This window comes from Vibrio fortis (genome assembly GCF_024347475.1).
GTDB lineage: Bacteria > Pseudomonadota > Gammaproteobacteria > Enterobacterales > Vibrionaceae > Vibrio > Vibrio fortis.
In genome coordinates this window covers 2,721,814-2,738,475 of sequence record NZ_AP025487.1, presented here as the reverse complement: position 1 = coordinate 2,738,475, position 16,662 = coordinate 2,721,814, and the positions used below count along the sequence as shown (strand labels likewise).

Below are 16,662 nucleotides of genomic sequence, written 5' to 3'. Positions count from 1 at the left end.
AAGCTGTTTTTCTCTCCCAACCAATTATGATAGTTCTAATCAGAACGATATAAGATAAGTGAACTGAATTTTGACTGATTTTGCTGCGCGACTGAAGCAAGTTGCAACCAACCCAAAGACCTTTTCTCAGTTTGGTCGTGGTGTTGAGAGGGAAACGCTCCGCTACAAGGAAGATGGTCGTCTAGCGACTGGTCCTCACCCTGAAGCTTTAGGTTCTGCGTTAACCAACGAGTGGGTAACAACGGACTTTTCTGAATCGTTACTCGAATTCATCACGCCGGTCTCGAATGATGTTCCGACACTTCTGAACCAGTTATCAGACATTCACCACTTTACTCAAACTAAGTTAGATGGTGAAAAATTATGGCCACTGTCGATGCCTTGTTACGTAGGTAGCGAAGACGACATCCAGTTGGCTCAATATGGCTCGTCGAATACCGGTAAAATGAAAACCTTGTATCGTGAAGGTCTAAAGCGTCGTTACGGCAGCCTGATGCAGATCATCTCAGGTGTTCACTTTAACTTCTCGTTCCCAGAAAGCTTCTGGGATAGTCTGTTTGGTGAGCAAACTGAACAAGAGCGCAGTGATGCTAAGTCGGATGCGTACTTTGGTTTGATTCGTAACTACTACCGTTTTGGTTGGTTGATCCCTTACTTCTTTGGTGCGTCACCAGCCCTGTGCTCGTCATTCATCAAAGGCCGTGAAACTAAACTGCCTTTTGAGCAGCTAGGTGGCACGCTTTACCTACCAAAAGCAACAGCACTGCGTCTAAGTGATCTTGGTTACACCAACAGTGCACAAAGTGTCCTTAAGATTGGATTCAACAGCTTAGACCAATATCTTGAAGGGCTGAATAAAGCGATTCGTACTCCATCGCAAGAGTTTGCTGAAATCGGGATTAAAGTTGACGATGAATACCGTCAGCTAAATAGCAATGTTCTACAGATCGAAAATGAACTGTACGCACCAATTCGTCCTAAACGTGTGGCGAAGAGTGGTGAGAAACCGTCAGAAGCGCTGGCGCGCGGTGGCGTTGAGTATATTGAAGTTCGCTCCTTGGATGTTAACCCATTCAGCTCAATCGGTATCACTGAGCAGCAAGTGCGCTTCCTAGACCTATTCCTAACTTGGAGCGTTCTTTCTGACTCTGCAGAGATGGATAACTGTGAACTGGAATGCTGGCGTGATAACTGGAACAAGGTGATCCTTGAAGGTCGTCAAGTTGGCCTAGAGCTACAAATCGGCTGTCATGGTGAGAAACTGTCACTGCAAGACTGGGCTAAGCGCGTGTTTAAAGACTTGCGAGTGATTGCTGAGTTGATGGATGCTGAGCAAGGCGGTCGCGCTTACCAAGAGACGTGCGATACCCTTGAAGCTTGGATTGATAATCCTGAACTGACGATTTCTGGTCAACTTTTAGAAGAAACCAAGAAACACGGTGGTTTAGGTAAGGTTGGTTGCGAGCTAGGTAAACAGTATGCTCAAACTCACCGCGAGCACCAATACCAAGTTTATTCAGCGGAGTTAATGGAGTCTGAGGTTGCACGCTCAGTCATGGCCCAGAAACAGGTCGAAGAAGCGAGCACTCAAGACTTTGATAGCTTCTTGGCCGATTATTTCTCGTACCTTAAAGCGTAGCGAATAGCGAGTTTGTGGTGGAAAGGAATCAACCTGTATCAATAAACAAGCGTCGACCATTGTTATCTTGGATCTCTGTTGGGGTTGCGGTAAGCCTACTAGCCGGTTGTGCAACCCCTCCACCTAAGAAACAGGACAACTTGTGTAGTATTTTCCGCGAGAACCCTTCTTGGTATGACGATGCACTCGATATGCAAGAAGAGTGGGGTACGCCAATTAACGTGGCGATGGCCTTTGTTAAGCAAGAGAGTAGCTTTCGACATGATGCTCGTCCTCCGAAGGACTACCTACTAGGTTTTATTCCGTGGGGACATGTTAGCAGTGCGTATGGTTATGCTCAGGCGCAAGATCCGGCTTGGCAGGACTTTCAAAAAGCGACAGGACACGGTGGCTCTCGCACGAATTTTGATGACTCATTAATGTTCATTGGCTGGTATACCAATGAAACGCGTCGTCAATTAGGGCTCTCTTTATGGGACCCATACAATCAGTATTTGGCTTATCACGAAGGTCGTGGTGGCTATAAACGCAAAACCTATAACAGCAAGCCGTCATTGATTAAGGTGGCTCGCAAAGTTGAGCAGCAAGCGAAAGATTATGGTTGGCAACTGAAGCAATGCCGCCAAGAACTGGAAGACAACCGGAGTTGGTTTTTCTAAACCGACCGTCATGGAGAAGAAGAATGCCTTTATTAGATAGTTTTACTGTGGATCACACACGCATGAATGCACCTGCGGTACGTGTGGCAAAAACCATGCAGACTCCTAAAGGAGATACGATCACAGTATTCGATTTACGTTTCACTGCACCCAATAAAGATATCCTGTCAGAGAAAGGAATTCACACTCTTGAGCACCTTTATGCTGGCTTCATGCGTGCACACCTAAATGGCGAGCAAGTTGAAATCATCGACATCTCTCCAATGGGTTGCCGTACAGGTTTCTACATGAGCCTGATTGGTACACCTTCAGAGCAGCAAGTGGCTGATGCTTGGTTAGCGGCAATGGCTGATGTGCTTAAAGTTGAGAGCCAAAACAAGATCCCTGAGCTGAATGAATACCAGTGTGGTACAGCAGCAATGCACTCACTAGAAGAAGCGAAAGAGATCGCGAAAGCCATTCTAGATGCAGGTATCTCAGTGAACAAAAATGATGAGCTAGCTCTTCCGGAGTCTATGCTAAAAGAGCTTAAGGTCGACTAAGTTCGTTTTATTACCGCTCTTGAAATGAAAAGCCCTGTTCAACGAGAACAGGGCTTTTTTGTGTCAGCTGAGACAGCAATGATTATAACGTTAGTCTGTTTTGTGGCTAAGTATTAAAGCTGGTGGTTTCCTGCATGATTTGCGGGAAAACACGCACCAATTTAATACGATTCTCTTCCAGCTCCACAATCTCCATTGGGTGACGTGCAACTTGAACACTTAGATGGCTCTCTGGAATGTCTTCTAGGTGCTCTAGGATCAAACCGTTTAGTGTTCTCGGGCCGTCAGTAGGTAAGCTCCATTGAAGACCTTTATTAATGTCTCGAATATTGGCGCTGCCCTCGATGAGGAAGCTGCCGTCGCTCTGCGGTGTGATCTCTTCTGATAGGCTTGGTGTCATTGAGGTGGTAAATTCACCCACAATCTCTTCCAAGATATCTTCTAGCGTAACAAGACCGTTGATGTCACCGTATTCATCCACAATCAGTCCGATGCGCTGTTTATTGCGTTGGAACTTGAGCAGCTGAATATTCAGCGGTGTCGACTCAGGAATAAAGTAGACCTCATCGGCAGCGCGCAGAAGCGTCTCTTTGTTGAATTCATTCTTCTCTAGCATCAAGCGGTATGACTCACGCAATCTCAGCATCCCAACCACTTCATCGATCTGATCGCGATACAGCACGATGCGACCATGAGGTGAATGAGTCAGTTGGCGAACGATAGATTTCCAGTCATCATTGATGTCGATACCTGTGATCTCATTACGAGGCACCATGATGTCATTCACGGTTACGTGCTCAAGATCTAAGATAGAGACCAGCATATCTTGGTGGCGTTGTGGGATCAGAGTACCCGCTTCATTAACTACGGTTCTTAATTCTTCGGAGCTCAGGTGGTCAGTTGCATCGTGATCTGCCTTGACGCCTATGATGCGGATAAAACCGTTAGTGATGAAGTTAACCAGTACGACGAGGGGTGATAGCACCTTCATCAGGATCGTTAAGACAATACTACTGGCATAAGAGACGCGCTCTGGGTAAAGAGATGCGATGGTCTTTGGGGTGACTTCAGCAAAAACTAGAACCACTAAGGTCAGGGCACCCGTTGCGATAGCCACACCAAGGTCACCATAGATACGCATACCTAGGATGGTCGCAATGGCTGAAGCGAGAATATTAACGAGGTTATTGCCGATAAGGATAAGACCGATGAGGCGGTCAGGACGGCTCAGAAGTTTTTCTACACGACGCGCACCCTTATGACCCGATTGGGATAGGTGTTTCAAACGGTAGCGGTTCAAGGACATCATGCCCGTTTCAGAACCTGAGAAATAACCAGAAATTACAATGAGACACGCGAGTAGCGCAAATAAGATACCCGTAGATATGTCGTCCAAAACTATTACTTTCCTAAATTTGTATCTTGATTAATTTATGACCGATGCAGGTCGAGATGTCAACTGAATGTAAAGTATGCCATACATTAAAGGCAAGGTGTGTACCTTGCCTTTTATATCGAACTATTAATTCAGGATGATTTCTTGAACAAAGCGACTACCGAAGTAGGCGAGTGTCAGTAAGGTTGCACCCGCTAGCGCAAACCAAGTGACTTTCTGGCCTCGCCAACCTTTCTGGTAGTGACCCCAAAGCAGAATCGAGTAGATCACCCAAGCGATAAAAGAGAGTACCGCTTTGTGAGCTTTGCCTTGAGCAAACATGTCTTGAACAAAAATAAAGCCAGTTAATAGCGTACCCGTCAGTAGGCCGTTACCAATAAGAATGATTTTGAACAGCTGCCTTTCTACCATCATCAGTGGTGGAAGGTTTGGGTTAATCACTAGCGCTTTTTTCTTCTTAAGCTTGTAATCCAGCCATGCTAACTGCATTGCATACAGGGCACCGATGGTTAATGTCGCGTATGAGAACAGCGCTAAAGAAATGTGCATCAGCAGTTTAGGGTCGTTCTCTAAATGCTTAATAAAAGTACTTGGGAGAAATGCTGCGGCTAACAAATTTAGGGCTGCAAAGCTGTATACGACAGGGAGAATAAACCACAAACGGTTCTTGAGCATTGCCCCGCTCATGACTAGCGAGATAATGAAACTGATCAATGAGGCAACATTGAGAATACTGAGATTTTGACCGCCGGCGTTAAAGATTAAGTCGCCCAGCAACCAAGCATGAAAAGCGATAGCAAGAAACGCGCTCACCAGTACCGTTTTGGCACGGATTCCTGTTTGGTGTACAAGACCTGGGATGATCGTGGATATGGCCATTATGTATAGAAAGGCTGCTGCGATCGCAATTAGACTGTCCATGGTATCCATTTAAATGATTACTAATTCACGAATTATACCCTGCATCGCCCTTTTGGGCTATGGTGAACCTCACTCATTTATTAGTGAACAGCGCCCTATATCACACACCGTCATTATTAACCGCAGACAACGGGTGTGACTCTATTCCACGCTAATGTATACTCTCGGTAATAGTCGCAGGATTGAGCGAAGAGAAAACTATGTTTGATAATTTAACGGATCGTCTATCCAAAACGCTGAAGAATATCAGCGGTAAAGGTCGTCTGACCGAAGACAACATCAAGGATACGCTACGTGAAGTACGTATGGCGCTACTGGAAGCCGACGTTGCACTACCGGTTGTCCGTGATTTCGTAAAGCGCGTTAAAGAAGGCGCGGTAGGTGTTGAGGTTTCTAAATCTCTAACTCCTGGCCAAGAATTTATTAAGATCGTACAAGCTGAGCTTGAAGCGGTAATGGGTGAGTCGAATGAGGCTCTGAACCTTGCTGCGCAGCCGCCAGCAGTGATCTTGATGGCTGGTCTACAAGGTGCGGGTAAAACCACATCGGTAGGTAAGCTATCTAAGCTCCTAACCGAGCGCGATAAAAAGAAAGTACTGGTTGTTTCTGCCGACGTTTACCGTCCAGCGGCGATCAAACAGCTTGAAACATTAGCTGCGGATGTTGGTGTGGATTTCTTCCCATCGTCTGCAGATCAAAAGCCTATTGATATTGCGAATGCAGCGATTGACCACGCGAAGAAGAAATTCTACGACGTGCTGCTTGTCGATACCGCAGGTCGCTTAGCCATCGATGAAGAGATGATGGGCGAGATCAAAGAGCTACATACCGCTATTAACCCAGTTGAGACGCTGTTTGTTGTTGATGCAATGACAGGTCAAGATGCGGCGAACACAGCAAAAGCCTTTGGTGATGCACTTCCGCTAACGGGTGTGATTCTAACTAAGGTCGATGGTGATGCTCGTGGTGGTGCGGCGCTGTCTGTTCGTCATATCACAGGTAAGCCAATTAAGTTCTTGGGTGTGGGTGAAAAAACCGATGCACTAGAACCGTTCCACCCAGATCGTGTTGCTTCTCGTATTCTAGGTATGGGTGACGTTCTGTCTCTTATCGAAGACCTACAGAAAAACGTAGACCAAGATAAAGCAGAGAAACTGGCTAAGAAGTTCAAAGAGAAGAAAGGTTTCGACCTTGAAGACTTCCGTGAGCAGCTAGGTCAGATGCAAAACATGGGCGGCATGATGGGCATGATGGATAAGCTTCCAGGCATGTCTCAGCTACCAGACAACGTAAAAGATAAAGTTGATGACAAGATGTTCAAGCAAATGGAAGCGATCATCAACTCAATGACCATGAAAGAGCGTCAGCGCCCAGAGCTTATTAAAGGCTCACGCAAGAAACGTATTGCGGCAGGTTCTGGTACTCAGGTACAAGATGTTAACCGTCTGCTTAAGCAGTTCACCCAGATGCAGAAGATGATGAAGAAAATGCAGAAAGGTGGCATGAAAGGCATGATGCGTAACATGCAAGGTATGATGGGTGGCATGGGCGGTGGCGGCATGGGTGGCGGTTTCAACCCATTCGGTCGTTAAGTCCTTCTTCCTATTAAGTTTGAGCTATCACAGCTTAAGTTTGCGTAGTCAGTGAAATGCTCGCTACGTTACTTTTCAGAGTGTTAGCTCTGTCACAGAAAGTGTACAGAGACTCTGTTGGTGAAAAAATAGCTAAACCCCTTGCATTGCCCCGGAATAAGAGTAAAATTCCGGGGCTTTAATTTGGCACGAGACCCCAAGTTATTTATTGATAAATAGCTTCTGGGGTTAATTTATTTATTAAGAAAGCAAAGAGGACGACATGGTAACCATTCGTTTGGCACGTCACGGCGCTAAGAAGCGTCCATTCTATCAAATCGTAGTAGCGGACAGCCGCAATGCAGCAACTGGCCGTTTCATCGAGAAAGTAGGTTTCTTTAACCCTACTGCTCAAGGTCAAGAAGAAGGTCTACGTCTAGACCTAGATCGCGTTAACCACTGGGTTGGTCAAGGCGCATCTCTATCTGACCGCGTAGCTAAGCTAGTTAAAGACGCTCAAAAAGCGGCTTAATTTTACTTTAAGTAGAAGACATAGCTTATGTCGATGAAGGATAAAGAAACGATGAGCAAGCAAGACGAAAAAATTGTTATGGGCAAGTTTGGTGCTACCTATGGCATTCGCGGCTGGCTGAAAGTTTTTTCCTACACAGACAATGCTGAAAGCATATTCGATTACACCCCTTGGTATATTAACCAAAAGGGTAAGTGGGTTGAGTTCAATGTTGAAAGCTGGAAGCGCCATAACAAAGGTATGGTGTGTAAGCTTGAAGGGCTTGAGGTTCGTGAAGAAGCTCATACTCTGACTAACTTTGAAATCGCTGTAGACCCGGCATCACTACCTGAATTGTCAGAAGATGAATTCTACTGGCGTGAATTGTTTGGTATGCAAGTTGTTACCACTAAGGGCTATTCCCTTGGTGAGGTCACTGACCTATTAGAAACTGGCTCAAACGATGTTCTAGTGGTGAAAGCAAATCTTAAAGATGCTTTTGGCCAAAAGGAACGGTTAATCCCGTACCTTGAAGAGCAAGTGATCAAAAAAGTTGATCGCGAAGCTCAACGGATCGAAGTTGACTGGGATCCTGGATTCTAATTCCAAAATTACAGAGCGAGAGAACACATGTGGGTTGGCGTAATTAGCCTTTTTCCTGAAATGTTCCGTTCTGTTACTGATTTTGGAGTAACAGGTCAAGCGGTTAAAAAAGGTCTTTTATCGATTGAGACATGGAATCCTCGCGATTTCACTCACGATAAACATCGCACTGTTGATGACAGACCTTACGGTGGTGGTCCTGGCATGTTAATGATGGTTCAGCCTTTGCGCGACGCTATCCATACTGCCAAGCAAGCATCACCGGGGAAGACGAAAGTTATCTACCTTTCACCTCAAGGTCGCAAGCTCGACCAGAAAGGTGTTGAGGAGTTGGCAACAAATGAGAATTTACTTCTTATCTGTGGTCGCTACGAAGGGGTAGATGAGCGCATCATACAATCTGAAGTCGACGAAGAATGGTCGATTGGCGATTTTGTGATGACGGGTGGCGAACTGCCAGCCATGACGTTAATTGACTCGGTCTCACGGTTTATTCCGGGAGTCCTAGGCGATTTCGCGTCAGCAGAAGAGGATTCTTTTGCAAATGGCTTGTTAGATTGCCCTCACTATACGCGCCCTGAGGTGCTAGACGATAAAGAAGTGCCTTCGGTACTCAAGTCTGGAAACCATAAGGACATTCGTCGCTGGCGATTAAAACAATCGCTAGGCCGTACTTGGCTAAGAAGACCAGAACTCCTGGAAAACCTAGCTCTGACTGACGAACAGGAACAATTACTGGCTGAATTCATTAAAGAGCATCGCTCTGAAACGAAAAGCAAGCAGTAACCTATTAAATTTAGTATCAGTTTATTCTAGGAATTTATACAAATGAGCAACATCATTAAAGCTCTTGAAGAAGAGCAACTAAAATCAGACCTTCCTAAATTCGCACCAGGTGACACTGTTGTAGTTCAGGTTAAGGTAAAAGAAGGTGACCGTGAGCGTCTACAGGCTTTCGAAGGCGTTGTAATCGCTATTCGTAACCGTGGTCTTCACTCTGCATTCACAGTTCGTAAGATCTCGAACGGTGAAGGTGTTGAGCGTACGTTCCAAACTCACTCTCCAATGGTTGATAGCATTGAAGTTAAACGCCGCGGTGCAGTACGTCGTGCCAAGCTGTACTACCTACGTGAGCGTTCTGGTAAGTCTGCTCGTATTAAAGAGAAGCTTGCTAAGAAGTAATTCTTTTTGCATTCTATCGATAAAAGCGGAGCCATTTGGCTCCGCTTTTTTGTGCGTGTTATATCGATTTTCGAAAGTAAGAGATCCTCAACTCGCTCGTCCTTCACTCTTGGGGATGACGGGGAGGTTTGAGTTACGAGGTTAGTAGCAAAAACTAAAGGAGCTGATAATGGGACTACTTTTTCCGTCATTCCAGACAGCGACATTAGAAATCTAGCTTTTCGATGACGATTGGAGAACAAGCCTGCGTATAACCGTCATTCCCTAGACTGACAAAGGAAGGAGTAGAGAGTCTCTTTCAGCCAACACCAATTCACCGGCAACAAAAAAGGATTGACGCAAACGCCAACCCTTAATAATCTTCTCGAATCTCGAATCTCGAATCTCGAATCTCGAATCTCGAATCTCGAATCTCGAATCTCGAATCTCGAATCTCGAATCTAGTACTGGTCTTCTGACCACCCATCACTATCAGACATATCCGGAGCACCAGCGATGCTATTCTCTTCGTCTGCCCATTCACCAAAATCAATCATCTGGCACTGTTTGCTACAGAAAGGGCGGTGTGGACTCTGTTCACCCCACTCAACATCACTCTGACATTGTGGGCATTTAACGATGGTGACTTTTTTAGACATAATGTTTCTTAGTTGGGTGTGATTCTAGAATTGTAGGCCTGAGCGAGGCTCAAGCCAATTTAATACGGTATTTAACTGCAGACAGCCAATTCAAATTCGATGTCTTGAGTACACGCCTGACCACTCTCAAAACACATAAACTTCACGGCAAAGCGATTTTTGTGTCCAGAGATCATCGGATACGCGCCATACTGCATTGGAATCGAGAGGCGTAAGATGTTGGCTTCCTCTGCATCGCTCTGGAAGAAGCCCGCACGAGCGATTTGCGGCTGGAAGTGGCCGGTTTCACGAGTTAGCTTTAACCATAGGGTTAGCGCGTCATACAGAGGCTGTAGGCTATCCATCCAAGCTTTTGCATCGTTCATTCTCTTATCGATAGGGAGATGCAGCCAGTAGTGCAGCGCGGGTAAGTCAAAGCAACATGAGCCACCTGGAAGATTAAAGCGTTGGCGAATGGCACTCAGGAAGCGATCTTCTTTGAGAGATTGACCAAAACGTTCAGCCAGCATTAATTCACGGTAGATATTGCTGATGTCTTCTAGCAATGAAGTAAGCATCTCTTGATCGACGCCCTCAACATTGAGCCAGCTCTTGTAAGTCACGCGCTGTTTCTCAATGTCTTTTGCCAGTTCACTCTTTAGTTGAATTTGCTCAAAGATTTCGATCAGATCGAAGATTGAGCGAAAGAACAGTTGGTACTGCTGAGCATCTGAAAATGTCGAAGACAAGTGGAGCTGTCTCAAGAGGGATTCCACTCTTAAGTAGATACGTGTTTTCTCATTTAGAGGATGTTCAAATTTATGAGTGATCATCAAGCAAACCTTCATTCAACATAAGACTATTTTTACCGATCTTGTGTGCTTATTGCTAGATACTTTTGATGTAAATCTGTGATTTGAGGCAAAAGATCTTGGTTTTTAGTATGGTTTTTAATCACGTCGTCCGCAATAGCTAAACGTTGTTCTCTTGAAGCTTGTGATTTGAGGATCGCTTTCACTTGCTCTTCAGAGACATTGTCTCGGTTCATGGTTCGTTGAATCTGAACTTCTGTAGGAACATCAACAATTAAAACGCGATCTGCCATACCTTGCATCTGGTTTTCAATCAGTAAAGGTGCAACGAGTAAACCATAAGGAGAGCGAATGTTTGTCAGCCCTTCTTCAATCTTATTGTGGATCATTGGATGAAGTAGTGCATTTAACCACGCTTTATCTTCTGGGTTACTGAAGATCTGTTCACGGAGTTTGGCTCGATTGAGTGTTCCGTCTTCTAAAAGGATCGCTTCACCAAAATGTTCAGTGATTTGACGGAGTCCGTCACTGCCAACTGCTACAACTTCACGAGCCACAATATCGGCATCGACAATATCGATGTTGAAATGCTCTTGAAACAGGTCTGCTACGGTGGTTTTTCCGCTAGCAATACCACCAGTGAGACCAATAATGGTAGCCATAAATTAAATTCCTAAAACCGAAGTAAAATACCAAGCCATAATGTTCTCGCCCCAAATCAGACTTATCCAACCAGCAATGGCGAGGTAAGGACCAAAAGGAAAGGCTTTATCGATGCCTTGCTGTTTCAGTCGCAGTTGGATCAAACCAAATACGAGACCAACAAGCGAAGAGAGCAATATGATCATAGGTAAGTGCTGCCAACCAAGCCAAGCGCCTAATGCCGCAAGAAGCTTGAAATCACCATAGCCCATGCCTTCTTTGCCTGTAACTAGCTTGAATAGCCAATAGACAGACCACAAAGCTAAGTAGCCTGCCATTGCCCCAATGATGGAGTCTTGAAGGGAGATAGGGCTAATGCCAAACAACGCAAGCGCAATTCCCGACCAGACTAACGGTAAGGTGATTTGATCAGGCAGTAACATGGTATCAAGGTCGATGAAGGTCGCGGCAATCAAGGCAAAGGTAAAAAAGATCAGAGCCAGCGCGTAGTAGCTAAAGCCAAAATGAACAGCAACGAAGCTACACATCACTGCAGTTAGCAACTCAACAAAAGGGTAGCGTGGGCTGATAGGGTTTGAACATTTTCGACATTTGCCTTTCAGGAGTAACCAACTGAGCACAGGGATGTTATCAATAGCTCGAATTTGTGTTTCACACTTTGGGCATGCCGAACGAGGCACACTAAGGTTGTATGTTCCCTCTGGCATAGGGATTTTGTAGTCAGGAAAGCTTTCTGAGCACTCTTGTTGCCATTCTCGCTCCATCATAATGGGTAGGCGATGGATAACAACGTTGAGAAAACTACCGATAAGTAGGCTGAAGATAAAAGCTAATACGGGGAATAGCCAAGGATAGTAGTGAAATACTTCCATAGTGTCCTGTCCACTGGGATCTAACTGGCGAGTGCCATGAGTGTGTCATTGATTATCGCCTATCCTAACACACTCATTAGGTTAAAGATCGGTAAGTACATCGCAACCACTAAACCACCGACGACAGAACCAAGGAAAACAATGATGACCGGTTCTAAGATTTTACCCAAGTTATCAACGGTATCGTCTACTTCGAATTCATAAATGGTGGCGACCTTAGTGAGCATTTCATCGAGATTGCCGGACTCTTCACCTATCATCACCATTTGCAGCACCATCTCTGGAAAGGCTTGGCTGTTGCGCATTGCGATATACATTGGCATCCCTGCCGCGGTCTCTTTGTGAACTTCAGTAATGGCGGATTCGAAGTGTACGTTGCCAGTGGTTTTGGCCGTGGTTCTGAGGCTGGTTAATATCGGGATACCTGAGCTAAAACTGGTTGATAGCGTGCGACTGAATTTAGCGATTGAGGCTTTAGCAATAACGCCACCGATAATCGGCAGTTTTAATCCTAGCCGACTGATGGTGAGCCTTATGGAATAGGATCGTTTGCGAGCTTGAATCACGAATAGCACGATGCCAACCAAGCCAAGCAGGGTATAGAGACTATAAGCTTGCATCCAGTGCGACAACGACATCACCTTGGCGGTGAACCAAGGCAGATCAGCGCCAAAACCAGAGAACATGGATTCAAACTCAGGGATCACCATGGTTAGCATTAGGAATGAGACCGTTAAGGCGGTGACGACCACCATCACCGGATAGATAAGCGCTTTTATGACTTTGGATCTTAAGCGTTCACTCTTTTCCCGATAGTTGGCCAGTCTTTCAAATACTTCAGCTAAGTTTCCCGATAGTTCTCCTGTCGCGACAAGGTCGGTATACAAGTCATCAAAATGACGGCTCGCGGTTCTCATCGCCTTTGATAAGGGGGTACCCGCTTCTACACCTTTGCATATCTGCGACAGAATCGATTTCATTTCTGCTTTTCTGTGGTTATCTGAAACTAACTTGATGGCTTGGATGATGGGAACACCAGTGGCCAGCATGGTTGCCAATTGTCGGGTCAGCAGGGTGATGTCTTTTGTTTTGACTCGATGAGTCAGGCGAGTGAATGCTGAGATGTTTTTTTTCTTTATCTTCTTAATCTGAATGTGCTGATCGCGAAGTTTGTCTCTGACTTCAAGCTCAGTGAGCGCCAAGGTTTGCCCTGAAACCTTCTTTCCCGAGCTGTTAATTCCTCTCCAATGATAGTTTTTTAATTGTGATTGTTTCGGTTTGATTGCCATAGGGTTCACATTGATGTTGGTAGAGGGTTAGATATAGAGAACACGTTGCAGCTCTTGATAGCTAGTCACACCTGATAGCAGTTTCTCTAACCCTGCGTCTCGTAGAGTTTGCATACCTTCCTGCTTAGCTAAGTTTTCTATCTCGATAGCATTTGGACGAGAGATTAGACTGGCTTTGAGCTTTTCGGTGAATGGCATGACTTCATATATACCAACGCGTCCGGAATAGCCTTGATTGCACTCGTTGCAACCGTTTGGGTTTGCTTTGTAAAAGGTATGGTGAGCACTGATGTCATGATGGTGATAAATGGTTTGGTCATCGTCTGCCATTTTGCAGTGCGGGCATAGTCGTCGAGCGAGGCGTTGAGCGATGATGAGGCTTAATGATGACGCGAGATTAAAGGGTTCTATTCCCATGTGTGCAAGGCGCGTGACAGTTTCCGCTGCAGAGTTGGTGTGAAGTGTTGAAAGAACTAAGTGCCCCGTTTGAGAGGCTTTAATCGCTATTTCGGCGGTTTCAATATCACGAATTTCACCAACCATTACGATATCAGGGTCTTGGCGTAGAAAAGAGCGTAGCGCCTCAGCAAACCCAAAGCCTATTTTGGGCTGTACTTGCACTTGATTGACACCACATAGGTTAATCTCAACCGGGTCTTCGGCAGTGGAGATGTTTCTTTCCGAGGTGTTAAGAATACGAAGGCCTGTGTAGAGCGATACGGTTTTGCCACTACCTGTCGGCCCAGTCATAAGAATCATGCCTTGTGGGCGTTTCAGAGCATTCAGGTAGAGTGTCTTTTGTTGTTCACTGTAACCAAGGATGTCGATATCAAGATTGGCTGCACTGCTATCGAGTAGGCGAAGCACAATCTTCTCGCCCCACAGTGTTGGCAAGGTAGAGACGCGCATATCAATGGCAATCTCTTGATTGAGTCTTAACTTAATTCGACCGTCTTGAGGCAAACGTCGCTCAGCAATATCAAGCTTGGCTAGAATTTTAAGGCGTGCTGAGAGTCTCCGGCTCAGGTGGGCTGCGGGCTGTTGGGTTTCGACTAAGATGCCATCACAGCGCAGGCGAACTCGGTAGTACTCTTCATAGGGCTCGAAATGGATATCAGACGCCCCTTTGCGCACAGCATCAACTAGGATTTGATTGATAAAGCGACTGACGGGCGATTCGTCTTGGCTAAGGTCTTCGACGCTACTCACTTCATCATCAGAAACCTCCACCAAGTGAGCGAGTTCATCCTGCGTGATCTCTTTACGATTGCTCTCGCCATGAGTAATCGCTTTGCCATAAAGTCGCCGAATAGCACCTTCCAGTGTGCGATAGTTTGCTACCACTAGCTCAACTTGCAGCCCAGTAGCAAAACGAAAATCGTCTTCGGCTTGTAGGTCGGTTGGATCGGCGGAGGCTAACGTGAGTGTTGACGCTGATTTTGCGACGGGTATTGCATGATATTGGGTGATAAGTTCGCGCAGCCCAAGCTGTTCACACAACAGCTCGTAGTCGTAGTCAGCTAGCGAAATCAAAGGTAAGCCGAAGATATGAGAAGTGTGTTCGGCAAGGGTTTCTGCGTTCAAGAAACCGTGAGCAATCAAAGCTTCTGGGGTTGAACCACCAGAAGCTTGCACATGTTCCTCGACAACTTGTTCTTGAGTCAGACTAAGCTGGTTAGCCTGACGTAGAACTGTGGGGAGATTGGTTAGCATTGAACGAATTACTGGCAGCCATCAATTTGTGGAACATTCCCCGATCGGGCACAGTTCCAACCAGCATTAGTACTACGAGTGAAAGTAATGGTATCTGAAGATGTTAATGAACTATTGGCACCAAACTCAAATGATAATGTTGGGAGCGCCCCTGATAAACTAGATGTGATTGTTCCTAAATCACTAGCGTTGGCAGCTGTTCCTAATTCAGCTACTGTTGCTGCAGATGCGACTCCATTCTCCTGATAAAACAACTCTGCAGTGGTCATCACCGACCTTAGGGTTGCTAATCCTGATGCCGCTTCACTTTTGGCAACATAATTTTGGTAAGCAGGGACAGCTATTGCTGACAAGGCACCAATAATCGCTACCACAATCATCAACTCAATTAACGTAAAACCTTTCTGCTTTGTTTGTTTTCTTTTCATTGTTCTAATCCATTTCTTGTTAGTTACAGTGCAAGCACCAGATGAATTAGAGAATAAGAGTCGATATCTACGTGTGGAATGGCGTTCAGAGCAGGTCGCGAGTCGCTTTGAATTTATTGGTAACTTGTTTCATATGCTGCATAAGATTATGCGACCAAGTTAAATAGAGTGTCTCAATAATGGAATTGCGAACATAAAAAAGGCACCGTAGAAAACGATGCCTATAATATTAAATGTGTTTTTAATCAATAGATTAAGCTTTGAAGCGCATCGAAAGATCCATCGCTTTTAGATGCTTGGTCAGTGCGCCCACTGAAATGTAATCAACACCTGTTTCTGCAAACTCAGCAATCGTCTCTAGAGTTACGTTGCCAGAGTTTTCTAGAGCAGCACGACCTGCATTGATCTTAACTGCTTCACGCATCATGTCGGTGGTGAAGTTGTCTAACATTATGATGTCTGCACCCGCGCTGATCGCTTGCTCAAGCTCTTCTAGGCTCTCCGTTTCAACCTCAACGGGTTTACCTGGGTTAAGCTCTTTAGCGGTTGAGATCGCCTTCTCAATACCACCACAAGCGATGATGTGGTTCTCTTTGATTAGGTAGGCATCAAACACACCGATACGGTGGTTGAAACCGCCACCGCATGCGACTGCGTATTTTAGTGCGCTGCGCAGGCCTGGGATGGTTTTACGTGTATCAAGTAGACGACATTCTGTGTGCGCAATTTTATCTGCGTAAACCGCCGTTGCTGTTGCACAACCTGATAGCGTCTGGATGAAGTTCATTGCGTTACGTTCACCCGTAAGCAGTGCACGAGCTGGGCCAGACAGTGTGCAAAGGGTTTGGTTCGGTTCAACCTTGTCACCATCTTGTACATGCCACTCGATAGTCACTTCGCCACCTAACTGCTTAAACACTTCGTCAGCCCAAGCTTGGCCACAGAAAATACCGTGTTCGCGAGTGATGATGGTTGCGCTGTTTACTGCATCAGCAGGAATTAGACTTGCAGTGATATCAGCCGCTGGATCCAGTGTACCGCCTAGGTCTTCTTTAATGGTCTCTGCAACTGCACGAGAGATCTCTAATGGAAGTTGTTCTTTTAAGTAGTCAAGGCGCTGCTGGCTGTTATGTGTGTTTTTCATCGCAAATCTAATCTTGAAAGGGAGTGGGGTAGGAATGATACTCTTGCTTCATCGCAAATTAAAGGGTTGAGCCCGCCTTGAGGTTGGTTGAGCTCACACT

Annotated in this window: 18 protein-coding genes; 8 read left to right on the top strand and 10 right to left on the bottom strand. The window is 45.6% G+C overall.

The window, feature by feature from the left end; translation table 11 throughout:
- The first annotated feature begins 70 nt into the window (after window positions 1–70).
- The 3 genes from gshA to luxS are packed head-to-tail and all read left to right on the top strand — an operon-like array spanning window position 71 to window position 2,840.
- On the top strand, window positions 71–1,639 hold the full coding sequence (gshA, locus tag OCV50_RS11895; protein ID WP_261903142.1) for a glutamate--cysteine ligase: 1,569 nt from the start codon (window positions 71–73) through the stop codon (window positions 1,637–1,639).
- A 59-nt stretch (window positions 1,640–1,698) separates the two neighbouring features.
- On the top strand, window positions 1,699–2,298 hold the full coding sequence (locus OCV50_RS11890) for a transglycosylase SLT domain-containing protein (RefSeq protein WP_449369359.1): 600 nt from the start codon (window positions 1,699–1,701) through the stop codon (window positions 2,296–2,298).
- A gap of 23 nt (window positions 2,299–2,321) precedes the next feature.
- Window positions 2,322–2,840 carry an S-ribosylhomocysteine lyase gene (luxS, locus tag OCV50_RS11885; RefSeq protein ID WP_032549766.1) on the top strand — a complete coding sequence of 173 codons (519 nt, stop codon included), beginning with the start codon at window positions 2,322–2,324 and terminating at the stop codon, window positions 2,838–2,840.
- Between the two features lie 106 nt (window positions 2,841–2,946).
- On the opposite strand, the gene OCV50_RS11880 is transcribed toward luxS, so the two are convergent.
- Window positions 2,947–4,236: an HlyC/CorC family transporter gene (locus tag OCV50_RS11880; protein ID WP_239841214.1), complete on the bottom strand. Its 1,290-nt coding sequence runs from the start codon at window positions 4,234–4,236 to the stop codon at window positions 2,947–2,949.
- A 126-nt stretch (window positions 4,237–4,362) separates the two neighbouring features.
- Window positions 4,363–5,157: a cytochrome C assembly family protein gene (locus tag OCV50_RS11875; protein ID WP_239841213.1), complete on the bottom strand. Its 795-nt coding sequence runs from the start codon at window positions 5,155–5,157 to the stop codon at window positions 4,363–4,365.
- A gap of 200 nt (window positions 5,158–5,357) precedes the next feature.
- Between OCV50_RS11875 and ffh the strand changes: the two genes are divergently transcribed.
- From ffh to rplS, 5 genes are all read left to right on the top strand, one after another.
- Window positions 5,358–6,749, top strand: coding sequence for a signal recognition particle protein (ffh, locus tag OCV50_RS11870; protein ID WP_261903141.1), 1,392 nt, complete (start codon window positions 5,358–5,360; stop codon window positions 6,747–6,749).
- 262 nt (window positions 6,750–7,011) lie between these two features.
- Window positions 7,012–7,260: a 30S ribosomal protein S16 gene (gene rpsP / locus OCV50_RS11865; RefSeq protein ID WP_004410028.1), complete on the top strand. Its 249-nt coding sequence runs from the start codon at window positions 7,012–7,014 to the stop codon at window positions 7,258–7,260.
- Between the two features lie 27 nt (window positions 7,261–7,287).
- The gene (gene rimM, locus OCV50_RS11860; RefSeq protein WP_032549760.1) at window positions 7,288–7,842 is read left to right on the top strand and encodes a ribosome maturation factor RimM; all 555 of its coding nucleotides are present in this window, start codon (window positions 7,288–7,290) and stop codon (window positions 7,840–7,842) included.
- Window positions 7,843–7,869: 27 nt separating this feature from the next.
- A complete protein-coding gene (gene trmD, locus OCV50_RS11855) occupies window positions 7,870–8,628 on the top strand; it encodes a tRNA (guanosine(37)-N1)-methyltransferase TrmD (RefSeq protein ID WP_239841211.1) in 759 nt (252 codons plus the stop codon).
- A 42-nt stretch (window positions 8,629–8,670) separates the two neighbouring features.
- Window positions 8,671–9,024 carry a 50S ribosomal protein L19 gene (rplS, locus tag OCV50_RS11850; RefSeq protein ID WP_032549758.1) on the top strand — a complete coding sequence of 118 codons (354 nt, stop codon included), beginning with the start codon at window positions 8,671–8,673 and terminating at the stop codon, window positions 9,022–9,024.
- 440 nt (window positions 9,025–9,464) lie between these two features.
- On the opposite strand, the gene yacG is transcribed toward rplS, so the two are convergent.
- From yacG to nadC, 8 genes are all read right to left on the bottom strand, one after another.
- Window positions 9,465–9,662: a DNA gyrase inhibitor YacG gene (gene yacG / locus OCV50_RS11845; protein WP_239841210.1), complete on the bottom strand. Its 198-nt coding sequence runs from the start codon at window positions 9,660–9,662 to the stop codon at window positions 9,465–9,467.
- A 71-nt stretch (window positions 9,663–9,733) separates the two neighbouring features.
- A complete protein-coding gene (gene zapD, locus OCV50_RS11840; protein ID WP_239841209.1) occupies window positions 9,734–10,474 on the bottom strand; it encodes a cell division protein ZapD in 741 nt (246 codons plus the stop codon).
- A 32-nt stretch (window positions 10,475–10,506) separates the two neighbouring features.
- A complete protein-coding gene (coaE, locus tag OCV50_RS11835) occupies window positions 10,507–11,115 on the bottom strand; it encodes a dephospho-CoA kinase (RefSeq protein WP_261903140.1) in 609 nt (202 codons plus the stop codon).
- A gap of 3 nt (window positions 11,116–11,118) precedes the next feature.
- Window positions 11,119–11,988, bottom strand: coding sequence for a prepilin peptidase (locus tag OCV50_RS11830; protein WP_261903139.1), 870 nt, complete (start codon window positions 11,986–11,988; stop codon window positions 11,119–11,121).
- A 59-nt stretch (window positions 11,989–12,047) separates the two neighbouring features.
- The gene (locus OCV50_RS11825) at window positions 12,048–13,277 is read right to left on the bottom strand and encodes a type II secretion system F family protein (RefSeq protein ID WP_261903138.1); all 1,230 of its coding nucleotides are present in this window, start codon (window positions 13,275–13,277) and stop codon (window positions 12,048–12,050) included.
- Window positions 13,278–13,304: 27 nt separating this feature from the next.
- Window positions 13,305–14,990 (bottom strand): type IV-A pilus assembly ATPase PilB, encoded by a 1,686-nt coding sequence (pilB, locus tag OCV50_RS11820; protein ID WP_261903137.1) that lies wholly within the window; start codon window positions 14,988–14,990, stop codon window positions 13,305–13,307.
- An 8-nt stretch (window positions 14,991–14,998) separates the two neighbouring features.
- Window positions 14,999–15,418 carry a pilin gene (locus tag OCV50_RS11815; protein WP_261903136.1) on the bottom strand — a complete coding sequence of 140 codons (420 nt, stop codon included), beginning with the start codon at window positions 15,416–15,418 and terminating at the stop codon, window positions 14,999–15,001.
- 253 nt (window positions 15,419–15,671) lie between these two features.
- Window positions 15,672–16,562 (bottom strand): carboxylating nicotinate-nucleotide diphosphorylase, encoded by an 891-nt coding sequence (gene nadC, locus OCV50_RS11810; RefSeq protein WP_261903135.1) that lies wholly within the window; start codon window positions 16,560–16,562, stop codon window positions 15,672–15,674.
- Window positions 16,563–16,662: the final 100 nt, after the last annotated feature.